General features: G+C 34.3%; 20 protein-coding genes. All 20 read right to left on the bottom strand.

Annotated features, from left to right (window positions below; all coding sequences use genetic code 11):
• Nucleotides 1-59 precede the first annotated feature (59 nt).
• The 20 genes from HYG86_RS17225 to HYG86_RS17130 all read right to left on the bottom strand — a co-directional run bounded on the left by HYG86_RS17225 (nt 60) and on the right by HYG86_RS17130 (nt 17629).
• A complete protein-coding gene (locus HYG86_RS17225; RefSeq protein ID WP_213165665.1) occupies nt 60-1559 on the bottom strand; it encodes an IS1182 family transposase in 1500 nt (499 codons plus the stop codon).
• Between the two features lie 283 nt (nt 1560-1842).
• Nucleotides 1843-2196 (bottom strand): YraN family protein, encoded by a 354-nt coding sequence (locus HYG86_RS17220; RefSeq protein ID WP_213166784.1) that lies wholly within the window; start codon nt 2194-2196, stop codon nt 1843-1845.
• Nucleotides 2189-3268, bottom strand: a complete 1080-nt coding sequence (locus tag HYG86_RS17215; protein WP_213166783.1) for an HD-GYP domain-containing protein — start codon at nt 3266-3268, stop codon at nt 2189-2191. Before HYG86_RS17215 ends, HYG86_RS17220 begins: the two co-directional genes overlap by 8 nt.
• Nucleotides 3261-4022 carry a ribonuclease HII gene (locus tag HYG86_RS17210; protein WP_213166782.1) on the bottom strand — a complete coding sequence of 254 codons (762 nt, stop codon included), beginning with the start codon at nt 4020-4022 and terminating at the stop codon, nt 3261-3263. Before HYG86_RS17210 ends, HYG86_RS17215 begins: the two co-directional genes overlap by 8 nt.
• 91 nt (nt 4023-4113) lie before the next feature.
• Entirely contained in the window at nt 4114-4959 is an 846-nt protein-coding gene (gene ylqF / locus HYG86_RS17205) for a ribosome biogenesis GTPase YlqF (protein WP_213166781.1), read from the bottom strand.
• A gap of 17 nt (nt 4960-4976) precedes the next feature.
• A complete protein-coding gene (gene lepB / locus HYG86_RS17200) occupies nt 4977-5489 on the bottom strand; it encodes a signal peptidase I (RefSeq protein ID WP_213166780.1) in 513 nt (170 codons plus the stop codon).
• A 15-nt stretch (nt 5490-5504) separates the two neighbouring features.
• Complete coding sequence (gene lepB / locus HYG86_RS17195) at nt 5505-5957, bottom strand: signal peptidase I (protein WP_213166779.1); 453 nt, start codon at nt 5955-5957, stop codon at nt 5505-5507.
• 175 nt (nt 5958-6132) lie between these two features.
• Nucleotides 6133-6477, bottom strand: coding sequence for a 50S ribosomal protein L19 (rplS, locus tag HYG86_RS17190; RefSeq protein ID WP_213166778.1), 345 nt, complete (start codon nt 6475-6477; stop codon nt 6133-6135).
• Between the two features lie 89 nt (nt 6478-6566).
• Nucleotides 6567-7286 (bottom strand): tRNA (guanosine(37)-N1)-methyltransferase TrmD, encoded by a 720-nt coding sequence (gene trmD / locus HYG86_RS17185; protein WP_213166777.1) that lies wholly within the window; start codon nt 7284-7286, stop codon nt 6567-6569.
• A complete protein-coding gene (rimM, locus tag HYG86_RS17180) occupies nt 7283-7777 on the bottom strand; it encodes a ribosome maturation factor RimM (RefSeq protein WP_213166776.1) in 495 nt (164 codons plus the stop codon). The genes trmD and rimM overlap by 4 nt, the downstream gene beginning before the upstream one ends.
• 53 nt (nt 7778-7830) lie before the next feature.
• The gene (locus HYG86_RS17175) at nt 7831-8061 is read right to left on the bottom strand and encodes a KH domain-containing protein (protein ID WP_213166775.1); all 231 of its coding nucleotides are present in this window, start codon (nt 8059-8061) and stop codon (nt 7831-7833) included.
• A 26-nt stretch (nt 8062-8087) separates the two neighbouring features.
• Nucleotides 8088-8336 (bottom strand): 30S ribosomal protein S16, encoded by a 249-nt coding sequence (gene rpsP, locus HYG86_RS17170; protein ID WP_213166774.1) that lies wholly within the window; start codon nt 8334-8336, stop codon nt 8088-8090.
• Between the two features lie 37 nt (nt 8337-8373).
• On the bottom strand, nt 8374-9696 hold the full coding sequence (ffh, locus tag HYG86_RS17165) for a signal recognition particle protein (RefSeq protein ID WP_213166773.1): 1323 nt from the start codon (nt 9694-9696) through the stop codon (nt 8374-8376).
• 4 nt (nt 9697-9700) lie between these two features.
• Nucleotides 9701-10030, bottom strand: coding sequence for a YlxM family DNA-binding protein (gene ylxM / locus HYG86_RS17160; RefSeq protein WP_213166772.1), 330 nt, complete (start codon nt 10028-10030; stop codon nt 9701-9703).
• 453 nt (nt 10031-10483) lie between these two features.
• Nucleotides 10484-11011, bottom strand: coding sequence for an RNA polymerase sigma factor (locus tag HYG86_RS17155; protein WP_213166771.1), 528 nt, complete (start codon nt 11009-11011; stop codon nt 10484-10486).
• A gap of 20 nt (nt 11012-11031) precedes the next feature.
• The gene (gene ftsY, locus HYG86_RS17150) at nt 11032-11943 is read right to left on the bottom strand and encodes a signal recognition particle-docking protein FtsY (protein WP_213166770.1); all 912 of its coding nucleotides are present in this window, start codon (nt 11941-11943) and stop codon (nt 11032-11034) included.
• Between the two features lie 2 nt (nt 11944-11945).
• Nucleotides 11946-15512, bottom strand: coding sequence for a chromosome segregation protein SMC (smc, locus tag HYG86_RS17145; protein WP_213166769.1), 3567 nt, complete (start codon nt 15510-15512; stop codon nt 11946-11948).
• Between the two features lie 95 nt (nt 15513-15607).
• On the bottom strand, nt 15608-16297 hold the full coding sequence (gene rnc / locus HYG86_RS17140) for a ribonuclease III (protein ID WP_213166768.1): 690 nt from the start codon (nt 16295-16297) through the stop codon (nt 15608-15610).
• A 57-nt stretch (nt 16298-16354) separates the two neighbouring features.
• Nucleotides 16355-16588, bottom strand: a complete 234-nt coding sequence (acpP, locus tag HYG86_RS17135) for an acyl carrier protein (protein WP_213166767.1) — start codon at nt 16586-16588, stop codon at nt 16355-16357.
• A gap of 186 nt (nt 16589-16774) precedes the next feature.
• On the bottom strand, nt 16775-17629 hold the full coding sequence (locus HYG86_RS17130) for a DegV family protein (protein WP_213166766.1): 855 nt from the start codon (nt 17627-17629) through the stop codon (nt 16775-16777).
• Nucleotide 17630 lies beyond the last annotated feature (1 nt).

Below are 17630 nucleotides of genomic sequence, written 5' to 3'. Positions count from 1 at the left end.
TGGTTCAGTGGAGCTCTCGAAACGTCAGACTGTGTGGCTAATCTCTAAAAACTCAAAGATTAGCCGTAAATTTCCTGTCTTTTGGTGCAATATGACTTAAACATATAAAAATACAATGATAAAGTGGGTCTAAGAGCTACTAATATCCTTAGTAGTTCTTTCACTCCTATAATATTTATTACTCTTTTAAAATTATAGGCTAGCAAAACTAGGGCTGTCTCTGTAGTTACAGAATCCATCCCTCTTGTTAAAAAATACCCAGCATTCATTGTCCTTTTGATGGTTCCATAAGGATGCTCAACAATCATCTGCCTTTGTAGGTATTTGTCCATATTTGCTTCTGTTCTAGCATCTATAGTATCCAAAAAATCTTGGTTAGGTGACCGATTTATTATCCTGCCTTTGGCTGCAGTGGTGCATTTGCTTTTTGATTCACAGTTTTTACAGGCATCGTAGTTTCTATATTTTATTCTTTTTGGTTCTTTTGATTTGTGGTTTATTCTGCGTAATTCATGGCCCAAAGGACAAATATATAAGTCTTTTTCAGGCACATAAGTAAATTTATCTCCGTAGAAATCTTTGTCTCCTGTGGCGTTAGAATACGACTGTTTTGGCAAATAGACTGTTGTTTCGTTTCTCTCACATTTCATAAGGTCGTCTGCTTGGTAATAGCCTTTATCTGCTGCTACTTCAAGTTTCCTTTTTCCAAATATATCTTTAGCCTTTTCTGCAAGTGAATTTAGATTACCTTGATCTGCGGGATTGTTTGTAACATCATATGCCACTATAATACTATGCTTAGAGTCTACAGCTGTTTGTATGTTATATGCTACAGTAACACCATTGTTTTTGTTGTCCATAAGCCTAGCATCTTCGTCAACTGTAGATATTTCATTACTTTCGCTATCCTGTAGTTTTTTTTCCAACTCTTCAAATTTAATTTTACGCTCCTTGAGTTTTTCAATTTTTTGCTGAATTTCTTCAGGTGTATACTTAAGTTTAGGTGAATCGTCTTTGTCACTGCTTTCTAACAAATCTAGATAGGAATTAACCTTATCTTCGATATATTGTTTGTGTCTTTGTATTTTTTTCTTTGAGAAATTATTCTTCTTTGAATTATTAGCTTGAATTTTAGTCCCATCTATTGCTATGAATTCCTCGCCTAATAGTTTGAGATCCTTACACAACTTAGTAAAATCCTTGAAAACTTGTTTTAGCTGAGTTTTATTTTCTTTCCTGAAATCAGCTATTGTTTTAAAATCAGGTTTTAGTTTTTGTAATAGCCAAACCACTTCTATATTCCTGTGAGATTCTGTTTCTAGCTTTCTAGATGATCTTATGCCATTTACATACCCATATAGATATAACTTCAATAAAACAGAGGGATGATATCCTGGTGCACCTCTGCGGTGTTCCTTTGATTTAGTGAATGCACTCATATTGACCAGTTTTACGTATTCATCAATTACCCTAACGGGATTATCCTCACCTATGTAATCTTCTATGCAGTCAGGAAACATTGTTTTTTGCTTTCTATCTGTACCTTGTATAAATGACATTTAAAATCCCCTCTCCGATATTCTATAACTTAATTATACTACAGAAAAAGGGAAAAGTACTGTATTTACAGTACTTTGTAGGCATTTTAGACATATATTATTGTTTAATTCTCACACAGTCTGACGTCCTGTTTCTCGCCCCTTCTTCCGTTTAGCTATTCAGCTCTTAAGTCTATCTCCTCGAATTAATTGTGCTGCTTTTTAATATGCCACTTGGGTCAATGACTTTGTCTTAGGTTTGTCTACAAGCTGAAATAGCCTCTAAAGGCGCTATTTTTTTACCTTAAAAAGTACAGTTTTTTATCCATCTTATCTTAGGTAGATGGTTTTCAAAGTGTATTCCTACAGCATCTATTCTACATTCCCATTGAGCTATGTTGTTCATCATCATATAATATGTACCTACTCTTTCGATTCTAGATAGTTTATGCTTAGTTATAAAGTCCATTGGGTTTCCAAATTCAAGGTCAGCCCTTGTTTTGACTTCACAGAAAACTAAGGTTTTTTTATCCGTTAAAATTATATCTATTTCTCCTAAGGGACAACGAAAATTTTGTTCCTTTAGTTGTAGCCCTTGTTTTAGAAGATAGTCAATAGCTATATTTTCACCAATTTGCCCCAGTTCTTTATTATTCATAAACTATGTCCTCAATATATATTTCTCGATTATCTTCTAAGTCAATTAACTCATAAGCATCAGTTGTTATATCATTATCAACAGGTTTTAGAATAGGTGTAAGGGGCGTAGTACCTTGACCGATAACCACAGCTAAGTCTCCTGTATTTAATTTCACCCTATATCCATTTGGATACAAAGCCAAGCACTGTAAAAATGCATCAATATAATGGGAAGGAAAGAGTGTATTCTTAGTAGATATAAGAATTTCTATGGCTTCTTTAAAAGTAAATTTCGGTCGATAGAGCTTCTCTGATGTCAGTGCATCAAACATGTCTGCAATTCCCACTATGTATCCGTATGGATGTATACTATCTCTACTAATCTTCCTTGGATAGCCACTACCATTATACCTCTCGTGATGTTGCAACGCCACATGTGCAGAAAGAAGTGGTATATTGGGATTTAATCTTAGAATTTCATAACCTAGAACAGGGTGCTCTTTAATTTTTTCATACTCATCTTTTGATAAAACATCAGGCTTGTTTATAACATTTAGAGGTACTTTAGATTTTCCCACATCATGTAATAATGCACCTAAGCCCAGCTCAAACAACTGGGTTCTCGTATACTTTAGCTTGTGACCTAAAATAAGTGAATAAATGCACACGTCCACACTATGATTGTAAGTATAACTATCTAACATTCTAATTTCTGCAAAGCTAGATAAGGTTTCTCCACTAATCATCAGTTCTTCCACAAGCATATTGACAACATTGGTTAACCTTCTAATATCTATACTTTCTTTACTTATTTTTTCAACCTCGTTTTTGATGGTATTTTGAAGCATCAGTTTTTTAATTGCATCTATAGATTCTTTCCTAGTGCTCTCTTGAATTATTTGATTAATACTCATTGAAGGCAGTGAATCATCTTGTATATAAACGGCATGTATACCTAAATGAGCTAATTTTCCAATTAGGTTACTGTTTAGAGAAGTACCCTGTGTTAGTAGAATTTGCCCGTCAGAATTTTTGACAGGATATGCAACAATATCGCCCTCTTTTAAGTAGTTAACTGCCACTCTACGCATAAGTATCCTCCTTGACCCCTCTAAAGGTTAGTCTATGAATAGGGGATGGACCATATTTTCTGATAGCCCATAAATGTTCTTCTGTAGGATAACCTTTATTTTTAGAGAAATTGTACATGGGATATTTTTCATGAAGCTTATACATGTATTCATCTCTATATACTTTAGCCAAAATAGATGCAGCTCCTATTGATCCAACCTTGCTATCCCCTTTTACAATTGGTCTTTGAGGTAGTGGTAGATCTATTGTAAAATTACCGTCAATTAGCAACATACCCAGTGATGCATCAATACCTTTAACTGCATTTATCATTGATGTCTTTGTGGCTTGTAGGATATTTATTTTATCGATAACAGTATTATCAGCTACACCTATGGAGTAATATTTGGCCTGCTCCTTTATCTTACCATATAGTTCATTACGGTCTTGTTCTGATAGTTTTTTAGAGTCGTTTATACCGAACAACTCTGGAATATTATCAAAAACAACTGCAGCTGAAACCACAGGCCCTGCTAAAGGGCCTCTACCTGCTTCATCAAGGCCAGCTACAAGTAGACTTTGCTGCCAATACTCTTTTTCGTAGCACCACAGCCTATAAAAATGCTCCATTTTCTTTATCTGCGTCTCCACTCTACCAGCTAGACTAACAAGGCCACTACGCCCATCTGCCCGTAGAGCATTAACTAACTCATAGTTTTTCTCCATTTTATTTATGTTATTTTCAACTTGTTTTATTGTCATCTGTTCAAACATCGTGCCTCACCTCTATATAAATAATTCTATTTTTATCAGGGAAAATCCTGCTACTATATGGAGAAAAACTAAAAAAAGAGCCCGGGGGCTCCTATTTTTGTGGGTCGTCTAGGGTTATTCTCCCTAATCTTCCTTGCCTGAATTCTTTAATTAAAACCTCTGCACCCTTCATGTAATCCACTACACTGCCTTGTAGTAAAAAACCTCTTTTATCAGAAAGGGCCTGTAAATATTCTGGTGGTGCAAGGTTTTCTTCAACTTGGTACCTTGTGTTAAGTAACCCTGGGTAATTTTCAAATAAGTACTGAATAAGTCTATATGCCATATCTTCTGTATTTACTATTTCGTCTTTAATGGCACCTGTTACAGCTAGTTTAAAGCCAACAGTCTCATCCTCAAACTTTGGCCATAAAACCCCTGGTGTGTCCAGCATTTCTAAGTTATTTTGAGTTTTTATCCATTGTTTTATCTTTGTCACTCCGGGCTTATCACCGGTTTTTGCTGCACTACGATTGGATATTTTATTTATTAGCGTTGATTTACCAACATTGGGTATACCCAAAATCATCATACGAGTTGGTCTTACAAGCCTTCCTTTTAATAGTTGGTTCTTATGTTTTTCTGTTCCGATATCCTTTGCATAAGAGAGTACTTTCTTAAGGCCAGTTCCTTTGATTAAGTCTACTTCCACACATTTATGTCCTAGCCTAGAAAAATGTTTAATCCATTGATCTGTCTTAGTTTTGTCAGCTAAATCAGACTTGGATAATAGGATTATTCTAGGTTTACTTCCAATAATCTCGTCAATATCAGGGTTTCTGCTACTTAGGGGAATCCTTCCATCAGTTAATTCTAATACCACATCAACAAGTTTTAAATTTTCTTTAATAAGCCTTTTGGCTTTCACCATATGACCTGGGTACCACTGATATTGCATAAACTCAACTCCTTTTACTATTTAAAATATCTAATTTTAGATATGGGCCAATACCTCATGAATGTTTTGCCTCTTATATCATCTATATCTATAAATCCTACCTCAGGATCTCTACTGTCATGACTATTATTGCGATTGTCCCCTAAAAGAAGGACATAGCCTTCGGGAACCCACACTGGTCCAAAATCTTTACCAGCAGAATCATGTAATATATACCCCTCATCAACAAGTTGATCATTTAAGTATAGCTGCTCAGAGATAATTTCTACTTTATCCCCTGGTTCACCAATAACCCGCTTTATTAAAATCTTATCTTCTTCATTAGGGAATGGAAAAACAACGATTTCTCCGTGCCTAGGCTCTCTAAACCTATAAACAAATTTATTTACTAAGACCCGTTCATTATCCGTAAAAGTTGGTAGCATAGAACTACCATCAACAATAAAGCTTTCCATAACAAAACCTCGGATAATTAAGGCTAAAATAATAGCTATTACAATGGATTTAATCCATTCCTTCAACTCTTTCATACATACACTCCCTTATCAAAAGATGGGCCATATCCTTATTAGTACAGTCCCTAGTATGAAGTCTTTTTTAACGGGTCCAAATTCTCTACTATCTTCACTTAACATAAAGTTATCACCTATTAAATAGTATTCATCATTCATCAATGTAAAACTAAATTCATCACTTTTATGCTGTACTATCTCTTTATCATTGATTATTATATTATCCCCATCGCTTTGTACTTTATCACCGGGCACACCCACAACCCTTTTAACTAGGTTAATTCCTTGATTTGATTCATAAAAAACAATAATATCACCTTTTTTTATTGTTCCCCATTTTTTCACAAGGAGCAGATCACTTTCTTGTAAAGTAGGCTCCATGGATATCCCATAAACCCTAAAAAGAGAAAAAACATATGTATTAAGGACAAAAGTTATTACCAATACCAGTATAAGAATTTCAGCTATCTCAATAATTTTTTTCATAATTGTCACCATTTTTTATGGTATTAAAAAGAAGCAATAGGCGTTTATCTTACTAAATAGACAGGGTGAATCCCTGGACTTCAAAAAGTCTTAGCAACACCCTTTTTTTATATAATGGATGAAATATTCCAATATATAAAAAAAGGGCTGATAACCACAGCCCCTTTTTATACTGTTACTTTCTGATTTCTTGGATTCTAGCTGCCTTACCGGTAAGATTACGTAAGTAGTATAGCTTAGCTCTTCTAACTTTACCGATACGCATAACTTCGATCTTATCAACTTTTGGAGAGTGGATTGGAAAAGTTCTCTCTACTCCTACGCCGTAAGAAATTCTTCTAACAGTAAAGGTTTCTCTAACACCACTACCTTTACGTTTGATTACAACGCCTTCAAAAAGCTGGATTCTTTCTCTAGTACCTTCCACAACCTTAACGTGAACCTTTACAGTATCACCAGCTTTAAATTGAGGAATGTCTGATTTCATGTTTTCTTGCTCAATTAGTTTAATTAATTCCATGGCTATTCCCTCCTTCCAACATAGACGTTCTTACTTATAAAACCAGTAGAGGACCGCCCGTAATACCCAATATATTGTAACACATTTTTTTATTCTTTACAAACTTTTTTTATTTTTTTTAGGGTGTCTTCTGGTATATTTTTAATCAAATCTGGGCGTTTATTTACAGTGATTTCATAGGATTTCTCAGTACGCCACTTTTCTATCTCCTGGTGATTTCCAGATAAAAGTACATCAGGAACTTTGTACCCATGTATTTCTTGGGGACGTGTATAGTGTGGGTGCTCTAGCAAACCATTTTGAAAAGAATCATTTAAAAAGGACTCTTCCTTACCTATACTACCAGGGATTAGTCTCACCACAGCATCAGTGATAACCATGGCAGGTAGTTCGCCACCTGTAAGGACAAAATCACCAAGGGATACCTCTTTTGTCACAAAATGCTCCTGTACCCTGTAGTCTATACCTTCATAGTGACCACATAAAAATACTAAATGTTTCTTCTTAACAAGGTCATTTGCAATTTCTTGGTTAAATGGCTCCCCTTGAGGTGTTAGTAGGATAATCTCAGTTTCGTCATTATAATCAATGTGCTTGAAAGCTTCAAAGAAAGGTTCCGGTTTCATAACCATTCCCGCACCGCCACCATATGGGTAATCATCTACCTTTTTATGTTTATTATTACTATAATCCCTTATATCATGTAAAGCAATATTCACAATTCCATTTTCTTGAGCCCTTTTTAAAATGCTATTTCCAAAAGGACCTTCAAACATTTCAGGGAAAATAGTTAAAATATCTATTATCATTCTAATAACCCCTCTAAAGGCGTGATTGTTATTTTCTTATTATCAATATCTACCTTAGAAACAACTTGGCGTATAGCGGGTATAAGGACTTCTTTAGACCCGTTTTTTATTACATATACATCGTTACTGCCAGTTTCTATAACAGATTCCACTTTACCTATGTACACATCATCATCTGTATAGACCTCGCAGTCAATTATATCAAATAAGTAGTATTGACCTTCAGGAAGTGGTGCAACATCCCTCTTATTAATTTCAAGGTAGTTACCTACAAATTCCAAAATATCATTTATATTATCATAACCCTTAAACTTAATTATAAACATGTTTTTATGGGGTCTGCTTTTTTCTATAGTCAGTTTTAAATTTCCAAGGATCAAGTCACTGCCTTTTTCAAATCTAGTTGAAATGTCAGATAGTGGGTATATCTTTACTTCTCCTCTTACTCCGTGGGTTGATGTTATTTTTCCTACTTTTATTTTCTGTTCCATTTTCTTGCCACTCCAATCCAACGGTAATTGAATTTAAGGGTTAGAGATAAACTCTAACCCAAAATGTCTACTACTACATCTACATTATTTCTTGCTGCGGCAGCATTAACTACTGTTCTCATTGCCTTGGCTATTTTACCACTTTTACCGATAACCTTGCCCATATCTTCTTGGGCAACCTTTAACTCAAGTACCATGGTCTTTTCCCTTTGTCTTTGGGTGACCACAACTTGCTCTGGATTATCTACCAATGATTTGGCTAAAAATTCCACTAGCTCTTTCACGATAAAGACCTCCTTTTACTTAGGGTCTATTTCTCTAGAGCACCGGCGTTTTTAAGTAAAGACTTCACGGTGTCAGAAGGCTGTGCTCCTTTTCCTAACCATTCTTGAGCCTTTTCTACGTCAATTTTAACTTCAGCTGGCTCTGAAATTGGGTTATAGTAACCAATCTCTTCTATGAAACGACCGTCTCTTGGAGAACGGGAATCAGCAACAACTACTCTGTAGAATGGTCTTTTTTTAGAACCCATTCTTCTTAAACGAATTTTAACTGCCATGTAATTCACCTCCTTTACATTATATAAAAAATACTATTTAGAAAAAGGGAAAGGGTTTCTTACCTTTTTTCATGCTTTTTTCCATAGAGCTAAATTGCTTCATCATCTTTTGCATCTGCTCAAATTGTTTTAAAAGTCTATTTACATCTTGAATTTTAGTACCTGAACCCATAGCTATTCTTTTTCTTCTACTTCCATTTATAATACTTGGAGTAATACGCTCTTTTTTGGTCATAGAGCTAATGATAGCTTCTATTTTTACAAATTCTTTTTCATCAACAGAAAGACCTTTCATCTTCCCACCCATACCAGGAATCATGCCAAGTATTTGGTCCATAGGGCCCATCTTCTTAATTTGTTGTAGCTGCTCTACAAAGTCATCCAATGTAAATTGCTGGGTTTGTAGCTTTTTTTGCCATTCTTTAGCTTTTTCAACATCAACGGCTTCCTCAGCTCTTTCAATCAGTGATAAAACATCACCCATCCCCAGTATTCTTGAGGCCATTCTGTCTGGATGAAATACATCTAAATCTTCAATTTTTTCACCTTTACCAACAAGTTTAATGGGTTTACCTGTAACAGCTTTAATAGATAGTGCTGCTCCACCTCTGGTGTCTCCGTCAAACTTAGTTAAAATTACTCCTGTTATATCTAATCTCTCATTAAATGACTTGGCCACATTAACTGCATCTTGACCAGTCATGGCATCAACCACTAACAATACTTCATCTGGGTTGGCAGATTTTTTAATACCTTCTAGTTCTTCCATGAGTTGCTCATCTATGTGCAAGCGACCAGCTGTATCGAAAATAACCAAATCAAAACCGTTTTTCTTAGCATGTTCTAAACCTGCTTTACAAATATCAACAGGTGAGACCTTATCGCCAAGTTTAAAAACTTCAGCCCCTAGTTGTTGTCCTAAAACTTCTAATTGTTTAATAGCAGCTGGACGGTATATATCTGCAGCTACTAACAGCGGCTTTCGGTTTTTGTATTTTAGTGCCAGCTTAGCAGCCATGGTAGTTTTACCAGCACCTTGTAAACCCACAAGCATAATAGTTGATGGAGATTTAGCTAAAACGATATCGCTTTTAATACCACCCATTAGGGCTTGAAGTTCATCCCTTACAATCTTTATAACATGTTGTCCAGGAGTTAAGCTTTCTAAAATCTCACTACCAACACTTTTCTCACGGACTTTATTTACAAAATCTTTAACCACCTGAAAGTTGACATCTGCCTCTAGTAAGGCTATTCTAACTTCCCTCATGGCTTCTTTGATATCAGCTTCTGTTAGTTTTCCTTTTCCTTTTAGCTTTTTAAATACATCTTGCAGTTTATCAGAAAGGTTTTGAAACATTTTATCACCCCAGATTCTGTTTTAAAAGAGTAATTAGCTCTTTTGATTTTTCAATGTTCTTACTACCTATACTTTCTTCTAGCCTGTCTAAAATTTTGCTTAGATCTTTATCTTTTTTATATAAGTTAAGCTTTGTTTCATAGCTTTCTAGTATGTTTGCTACTCTCTTAAGGTTGTCATACACAGCCTGTCTACTAGTGTTTACCTGCTCTGCTATTTCACCTAGTGACAAGTCATCTTGATAATACATTTGAAATATATGCTGCTGCTTTTGTGTCAACAGCTGCCCATATATATCATATAGATCATTTAAATGAGTGACTTTATCCAACATTTCCAAATCACCCCTGTTAAGTATTTTTACTTTACAGTCTGATTTTAATATAAACTCTAAAGCTTGTCAAGTTTTTTATGGTAAAAACCTTTATTCAACCAAAAACACCATAACACCCAACAGTATGAATTCTATCCACCAAAACTTATATCCTAAGTTGCTATAAAACCTTGAAAACTTATTTTTGCTTCTGAAAAGAGACAGCTAAAAAGGCTTTCTGATACATGGAAAGTATTATCAACATTTATAGTTGGTTTTTTACAGATAATAAAATTAAGGAGGTGACAATTCATGAAGAAAAATCTAAATGACTTATTGAACTCCCAAAAATTCCAAGAGGAAGTAGCTCAAGAACTTGGAATACACATCAAGAAAAAAGAGAACAAAGACAAATAATTATTATAAAAAAGTGGCTGGTATATTAGCCACTTTTTTATGTTCCAAGATACAAAATCAACTCCAGTGAAAATTCTCTTGTAAAAATTTTCTTCCCCTATATAACCTTGTCTTAACAGAATCTATGGAGCATTCTAGCATATTAGAGATTTCTTGGTATGAAAACCCGTAGTAATCCTTTAATAATATTGCTTTTTGGGTCAAATCAGGTAGATTGTTGATATTTTGCGAGATACTCTCCCTTATTTCTTTTAATTCAAAATCAAGGGATGGACACTGTATATTCATAATCTTGTCATAAATTTTTTCCATAGAAATTGTAGATAGTTTGTTAGCTTTTTTGCAGCTATCTCTATATAAATTTAAGATGATTTGATACAGCCATGTTGTAAAACTACACTCTCCATTAAAATTCTTTATGTGCTTATAGACTTTAATAAACGCTTCTTGAATTATATCTTCTGCTTCATGGATACTGCCTGTTAGTTGGATTGCCATTTTCAACGCAATATCCTTATAGTCCTCAATGAGCCTATTAAAAGCGTCTATATCTCCTAATTTACACTGTAAAATCAAAGCATCCATAGTAAAACCTCCACAAAGAATTAGTCAAATAAGGCATCGGCAAACTCCGAGCCGTTAAAGGGTTTAAGATCATCTATCTGTTCCCCTATGCCAATATATTTAATGGGGATGTTTAATTCTCTATTGATTGCTATTACGATGCCGCCTTTTGCCGTTCCATCAAGCTTTGTCAGAACAACACCTGTTAAGTCTGTGGCCTCTTTAAAGGCATTTGCCTGCATAATAGCATTTTGACCTGTTGTGCCATCAAGAACTAGCAAGCTTTCATGTGGCCCATTTGGAATTTCCTTTTGTATTACTCTCTTGATTTTCTTAAGTTCTTCCATCAAATTAACTTTTGAGTGTAATCTACCTGCAGTATCACAGATTACATAGTCAACTTTTCTCGACTTGGCCGCTTGCATTCCATCAAATATCACCGCGCTGGGGTCACTACCCATTTGATGGCTTATGACATCTACCTTGTTTCTTTCGCCCCATATCTTCAACTGCTCAATTGCTGCTGCTCTGAATGTATCTGCTGCTACTAAAAGTACTTTTTTACCATCTGCTTTTAACACATTAGTTAATTTACCAATGGTTGTTGTTTTTCCAACTCCATTCACTCCACAAACCAAGATAACAGTAGGACCACCTTCTGCCACTGACAACTCATTATTTTGTGATGAAAAGTGTTCAGCAAGGTTCTTTTTGAAAAAATCTTTTATGTCATCAGCAGAGAGTATTTTATTGTTTTTACAATGATCTCGTAGCTCATCTATTAGTTCCATAGTTGTTTTTATACCTACATCTGCTGATAAAAGTACATCTTCCATCTCTTCGAAGAATTCTTCGTCAGGCTTTTTAAAAGATGTTAATACCCTATCAATACCTCCTATTAAGTTAGTTCTAGTCTTATTTAAACTTGTTTTTAGTTTATTAAGTAATGACATTGCTACCCCACCTTTTTACTGTTTTCATTATCATTATTAAGATTAACTGATATCTGCTTAGAAATACCAAATTCCTCCATGGTAATTCCATATAGTATATCCGCACTTTCCATGGTACCTTTTCTGTGTGTTACTACAATGAACTGACTCTCAGTAGCCATCTCCTTTAGATATGCACCAAATCTGTCAACATTGGCTTCATCTAGTGAGGCCTCTATCTCATCTAATACACAAAAAGGTGAAGGTTTGGTTATAAGAATTGCAAATAATAAAGCGATGGCTGTCAAAGCCTTCTCCCCACCAGATAACAGCATCATGGACTGCAGCTTTTTCCCAGGAGGTTGAGCGAAAATCTCTACGCCACTTTCTAGGATATTATCTGGTTCAGTAAGTCTTAAATATCCCCTTCCACCGTTGAACAGTTTTTTAAAGACCTCACTAAAGCTTTCTTTAATCCTTTCGAAGGACGATTCAAATTGTGTGGCCATTTGTTTGTCCATTTCAAAAATTATCTTTTTAAGGTCAAGTTTAGCTTTGTTAAGATCATCCTTTTGCTGCTGTAAAAAATCCATTTTCTGAGTTACGCGATTGTATTCTTCAATGGCCCCTAAATTAACCTCTCCTATACCTTTTAGGTCTTCCCTTAGAATGTTAACCTGTTTTTGACAATCCCGTTCATTGACCACCAAAGAGCTGCTATATGAATCTTTAGCTTCTCCTACAGTTAAAAAGTATTCGCTAAGGAGTTTTTCTGTACAGCCATCCAACTCCATTAGTATTTTAGATTTTTTTAGGTTGAAATTATTAATTTTTGAAATAAGATGCTCTTTACTCTCAGTAAGATCTTTGATCTTATTGCTAGATATACTAAGTTTTTCTTCAATTTCAGTTTTGATTGATTGATATTTCTTTTGTTTTTGGCTTTGAAGTATTTTTCTTTCTTCTAATTCCATTTGTTTAGATTTAGCTTTTTGTGAAACAGATTCTTTTTCTTTCAGGTCAATGTTTAGCTTTTCCATTTGCCCTAAGTTAGTCTTGAGTTTTTCTGTGTTTCTTTTGTACCCTTGTTGAATTATAACTTTTTGTTTTTTAAGGGATTGAATTTCTTGTTCTAAAGAAACTATGGTTATTTGCTTACTTACAGCCTTTGATTTTAATGATTCGTAGTCATCAATTTTATTTGTGTTCAAATTGTTTAGTTTAGTGATTTGGTTACTTAGGCTACTTTGCTGTGTTTTTTTCTCTTCTAGCAAAATATTATTTCGTTGTATGTTATCAAGTATACTGGTTCTTTCATTGTTCACATACTTTTTTTCCTGTTCTAGTAAATCAATATGCTCTTGAATACCTTTTATTTCTTGTTTATTTAGTAAAATCTGTTGATTTAGGTCCCTTGACTCTTCCCTCATTTTATTTAGTATGATTTCATTGTCTTTACTGATTTTTAGAGTATTGTTATATTCTTCTTCAAGGAAAGAAAGTTCCTGTGTTATTATTTTGTATTGGTCTTGATGTGTATCACAGTCTTTTTTAAGTTGCTCGATTTCTACACTTCTTTGCAGGAGCCCTGTTGATTTTGTACTGTATTTACCGCCAGTTATAGAACCTCCTGCATTTATTACCTCTCCATCTAATGATACTATTCTATACTTATAATTAAGAGTTCTTGCTAGAGTAAGGCCATTTTTTATATTATCAACTATTATAATTCTTCCTAACAAAAAGTTTATTATACCAGAGTATATAGGATTAAAATCAATTAGTTTAGAGGCCACTCCTATAACACCCTTATCTATATTTACATCTATAGTACTTCCTTTTACTGTGTTAAGTGGTAAGAAAGTAGCCCTGCCTAACTTGTTAGATTTAAGGTAATCAACAGCTTGAGATGCGAAAATGTCATCTTCTACAACTATATATTGCAAACTACTACCCAGTGCTATCTCAATGGCTCCTGCTAAATAATCTGGAACTGTAATTAGTTGTGCTACAGAGCCTTTTAGGTTAGGATTTTTCTGGTATTTCTTTAATACTTCTTTAGGTCCAATATTATAACCTGCAAAGGAAGCTTCTAAATGATTTAATGCCTTTATCTTTGAACTTAGTTCATTTATGTTAGAGAGTTTACTTTCTTTAACAGATTTTCTCTGGGTGATATCAGATAAAAGTTTTTTTGTAGAAGCGTTAAGCACTACTAAAGTGTTTTCTTTGTCTTTTATTTTACCGTTTAAATCATTTATCTTATTGTTATAATCATCTAGCTTAAGTTGAATAGTGGATTTTCTAAGTATAAGGGCTTGTTCTTCCCTATCCTTTTTCTCAATGCTCCCTTCAAGCCTTTGAACATTTGCCTCAAGATTTTTAATTTCATTTCTCAATGTAGCTGTTTCATTTAAGATATCAATAACCTTTTCTTTAAGCTCATCTATCTCTTTTTTTCTCGTATCTATTTCTTCAATGAGAATGTTAATATTATTTTCTTTATTATGTAGTGACTCTTTTTCGGAACTCAAACTCAATTGAGCTTCATTTAATTTAACATCTAATGTACTGTTTTGCTTTTCATTTTCCGATATTTCATTTTCAATCTCAGCACATTCAAAACCCATAGCCTCTATTCTTCTTTTACCATCTTCTATTTGTTGTGTATTCAGTTGGATTGTATATTTAGACTCTTCAAGGTTTTTTAGAAGGTCAATTTCTTCATTTCTCAACCTATTGAGTTGATCATCAATTTGTTTAGATTCAAGGATTATCTGCTGATGGTTTTCTTCAGTTAGTTCAAAGGCTCGAAATATGTCATTTTGTTGATTTTTATAAAGGCTAATCTGACTACCAGCATCTTCGTATTGCTTTTCTAATGATTCAATTTTATTTAATACTAAAGACACTTCTAGCCCTTTAAGCTTATCCTTGAGATCTTTGTACTTCTTTGCCTTTTCTGCCTGTTCCTTAACTTGGGGCATGTCCTGTTCATGTTGATAAAGGATATCATCTACCCTTGTAAGATTCTGTTCTGTTTCCTCAAGTTTTTTCAAACTTTCTTTCTTTTTATTTTTATATTTAACAATTCCAGCAGCTTCTTCGAAAATTATCCTCTTTTCTTCAGGTCTACTACTTAACACTTCTTCTACCTGGCCCTGGCTTATTATAGAATATGCTTCCCGCCCTATACCAGTATCCATAAAAAGCTCATGTATGTCCTTTAGACGGCAATTAGTCTTGTTAATAAAATATTCACTTTCTCCATCTCTAAATATTCTTCTAGTTATGGTTATCTCAGAGTAGTCTAAGTTTAGTTTTTTATCGTTATTGTCAAAGGTTAAGGAAACCTCAGCATAGTTTTTTTGTCTCTTACTATCGGATCCAGCAAAAATTACATCTTCCATTTTTGCGCCTCTAAGGGTTTTGGCACTTTGCTCCCCTAAAACCCATTTGATACCGTCGATAATATTACTTTTTCCACTACCGTTTGGCCCCACTACAGCAGTAATGCCTTTATTTATATCAAACTCTGTTTTATTAGCGAAAGATTTAAATCCATTAAGTTCAATTTTTTTTAAAAACATTATAACCCCTACCTTCCTGTCATGGGTATATTGTACCATCACTTTTATAAAATTTAAATAAATATTTAGCGGAGAGAAGTTCTCTCCGCTAAAAGTTAATTGTCTATGAATTTCTCTAAAGCTTTTTGTGCAGCCGATTGTTCTGCTTGTTTTTTGCTCTTACCTACCCCAGATCCTATTATTTGTCCATCTAAGTATACGGAAGTGGTAAACTCCTTTTCATGGTCTGGACCTGTTTCTTTTACAACCTTATATTGCAACTGATTTACGCCATTTTTCTGGACATACTCTTGTAACTGAGTTTTGTAGTCTGTTTCACCTTTTATAAATGCCTCGTTAATCTCCGTTTTCAGTATATCCACAACAATGTCGTAACAGCTATCAAATCCTATTTCTAAGTAAAGTGCACCAACAAAAGCTTCAAAAGTATCAGCAAGAATAGATGGTTTTTTCCTACCACCAGTTTTTTCTTCCCCTTTTCCTAGCAGTAAGTACTCACCAAAATTCAAGCGTTTTGCTGCTTTCACCAAAGACTGTTCACATACTATTTGGGCTCTGAGTCTGGTCATTTCACCCTCTGTTATCTCTGTGGTAAAAGAGTACAGATATTTACTTATTATAAGTTCTAGCACTGCATCACCTAAAAATTCTAAGCGTTCATTATGCCCCTTTAGCCCTAAATTTTTTTCAAATGCATAAGACGTATGAGTAAACGCTTGAACAAATCTTTGTTTTCTTGAAAAGGGAATGCTGTATGCGGTTAGTAAATTCTCTATTTTTAACATAATTGTCACTCCATTTTAAAAATAAGCCCCGTGCCATTATTGATACGGGGCTTACCCTTATTCTATATTTTCACTGATATAGCTAACTACATCACCTACAGTTTTCATTTTCTGTAGTTCTTCGTCTGGTATTTGCACGTCAAATTCTTCTTCTAATACCATAAGTAAATCCATGATATCAAGGGAGTCTAGGTCTAGATCATCTTGAAAGCTCGCTTCTAATGTTACTGAATCTTCGCTAACACTGGTATGTTCAACTACAATTTTCTTAACTTTATCGAATACATTCATACTTGCCACCTCCTTTCCCATTCATTTTACATATTTCACCTTTAGTTTTCAAGTAATTAAAAAATTTTTTCTCAAAGTTTTATCTTTTGTACTAAAAGCATTGTTGACTGAGTTTGTTAAACAGTAAGAAGGTTCCACTCCTGTATAAACAGGTTTTCAAGGGAAAATCTATGTTCCCTTAAGATGCTAAATGGCACTTCTTTTATGTACAACTATAGCGATTACACCTGGCCCTGCATTTGTGCCTATTACACTACCTATATTTCCTTCTAAGACGTCCACTACATTTAATTTTTCCTTAGCTGTACTCAAAAGAGCATCCCTTTGATCTTCAGATAAAGCATGGGCTATTGCAATATTTACCTCTTCATTACCAAACTTTTCAACTGCTTTATCAACTAAATATGGTATAACTTTATTTTTCCCACGGACCTTTCCAGCAGGTGCTACAATACCTTCTTCATTTAGTGTTAAAATTGGTTTTACATTAAGCAATGTTCCAATAAGTGCTGAAGCCTTGCCGATTCTACCATTTTTTTGTAGAAACTCCAGTGTATCAACACCGAAATAGATTATTTGATCCTCAATAATATTATTAATAAGTGCAGTAATGGTCCTAGTATCTTTTTCACCTTCTTCAATAAGTTTTGCGCATTGATAGGCAATAAGGCCTAGACCTAGGGACGCAGATTTAGAATCAATAATCGTAATATCAGCATCAGAAAGCATGTTTTTAGCAATGGTGGCCGACTGATAAGTTCCACTTAAGTTAGCAGAAATATGGATAGAGATTACAGAGTGACCTTCTGCTAATAAGGATGTGTAAATTTTGTGAAAATCTCCTGGAGATGGTTGGGATGTTCTAGGCATAACCTTTGAACCCTTTAGTTTCTCAAAAAAAGTTTCTGTATTTAAGTCAACACCGTCTTTATATAGCTCTTCACCGAAGTGAACATTAAGTGGTACAACTTGAATGTCATACCTGTCAATGATCTCTTGAGATAAATCAGCTGTACTATCAACTACCAGTTTAATTGCCATA

It is taken from the genome of Alkalicella caledoniensis (assembly GCF_014467015.1).
Taxonomy (GTDB): Bacteria; Bacillota; Proteinivoracia; order Proteinivoracales; family Proteinivoracaceae; genus Alkalicella; species Alkalicella caledoniensis.
Note: the sequence above shows the minus strand (reverse complement) of the source record. Positions and strands in the feature narration are given on the sequence as shown.

What these genes read in the sequence shown, in the direction of transcription:
- ylxM (WP_213166772.1), bottom strand. Translation starts at nt 10,030, where the DNA reads ATGTTGGATAAAGTCACTCATTTAAATGATCTATATGATATATATGGG.
- lepB (WP_213166779.1), bottom strand. Translation starts at nt 5,957, where the DNA reads ATGAAAAAAATTATTGAGATAGCTGAAATTCTTATACTGGTATTGGTA.
- acpP (WP_213166767.1), bottom strand. Translation starts at nt 16,588, where the DNA reads ATGAATGTATTCGATAAAGTTAAGAAAATTGTAGTTGAACATACCAGT.
- HYG86_RS17220 (WP_213166784.1), bottom strand. Translation starts at nt 2,196, where the DNA reads ATGAATAATAAAGAACTGGGGCAAATTGGTGAAAATATAGCTATTGAC.
- rpsP (WP_213166774.1), bottom strand. Translation starts at nt 8,336, where the DNA reads ATGGCAGTTAAAATTCGTTTAAGAAGAATGGGTTCTAAAAAAAGACCA.
- HYG86_RS17215 (WP_213166783.1), bottom strand. Translation starts at nt 3,268, where the DNA reads ATGCGTAGAGTGGCAGTTAACTACTTAAAAGAGGGCGATATTGTTGCA.
- lepB (WP_213166780.1), bottom strand. Translation starts at nt 5,489, where the DNA reads ATGAAAGAGTTGAAGGAATGGATTAAATCCATTGTAATAGCTATTATT.
- rimM (WP_213166776.1), bottom strand. Translation starts at nt 7,777, where the DNA reads ATGGAACAGAAAATAAAAGTAGGAAAAATAACATCAACCCACGGAGTA.
- ffh (WP_213166773.1), bottom strand. Translation starts at nt 9,696, where the DNA reads ATGTTTCAAAACCTTTCTGATAAACTGCAAGATGTATTTAAAAAGCTA.
- HYG86_RS17225 (WP_213165665.1), bottom strand. Translation starts at nt 1,559, where the DNA reads ATGTCATTTATACAAGGTACAGATAGAAAGCAAAAAACAATGTTTCCT.
- trmD (WP_213166777.1), bottom strand. Translation starts at nt 7,286, where the DNA reads ATGATAATAGATATTTTAACTATTTTCCCTGAAATGTTTGAAGGTCCT.
- ylqF (WP_213166781.1), bottom strand. Translation starts at nt 4,959, where the DNA reads ATGCAATATCAGTGGTACCCAGGTCATATGGTGAAAGCCAAAAGGCTT.
- smc (WP_213166769.1), bottom strand. Translation starts at nt 15,512, where the DNA reads ATGTTTTTAAAAAAAATTGAACTTAATGGATTTAAATCTTTCGCTAAT.
- HYG86_RS17210 (WP_213166782.1), bottom strand. Translation starts at nt 4,022, where the DNA reads ATGTTTGAACAGATGACAATAAAACAAGTTGAAAATAACATAAATAAA.
- HYG86_RS17155 (WP_213166771.1), bottom strand. Translation starts at nt 11,011, where the DNA reads ATGGATGCTTTGATTTTACAGTGTAAATTAGGAGATATAGACGCTTTT.
- rnc (WP_213166768.1), bottom strand. Translation starts at nt 16,297, where the DNA reads ATGTTAAAAATAGAGAATTTACTAACCGCATACAGCATTCCCTTTTCA.
- HYG86_RS17130 (WP_213166766.1), bottom strand. Translation starts at nt 17,629, where the DNA reads ATGGCAATTAAACTGGTAGTTGATAGTACAGCTGATTTATCTCAAGAG.
- rplS (WP_213166778.1), bottom strand. Translation starts at nt 6,477, where the DNA reads ATGGAATTAATTAAACTAATTGAGCAAGAAAACATGAAATCAGACATT.
- ftsY (WP_213166770.1), bottom strand. Translation starts at nt 11,943, where the DNA reads ATGTCATTACTTAATAAACTAAAAACAAGTTTAAATAAGACTAGAACT.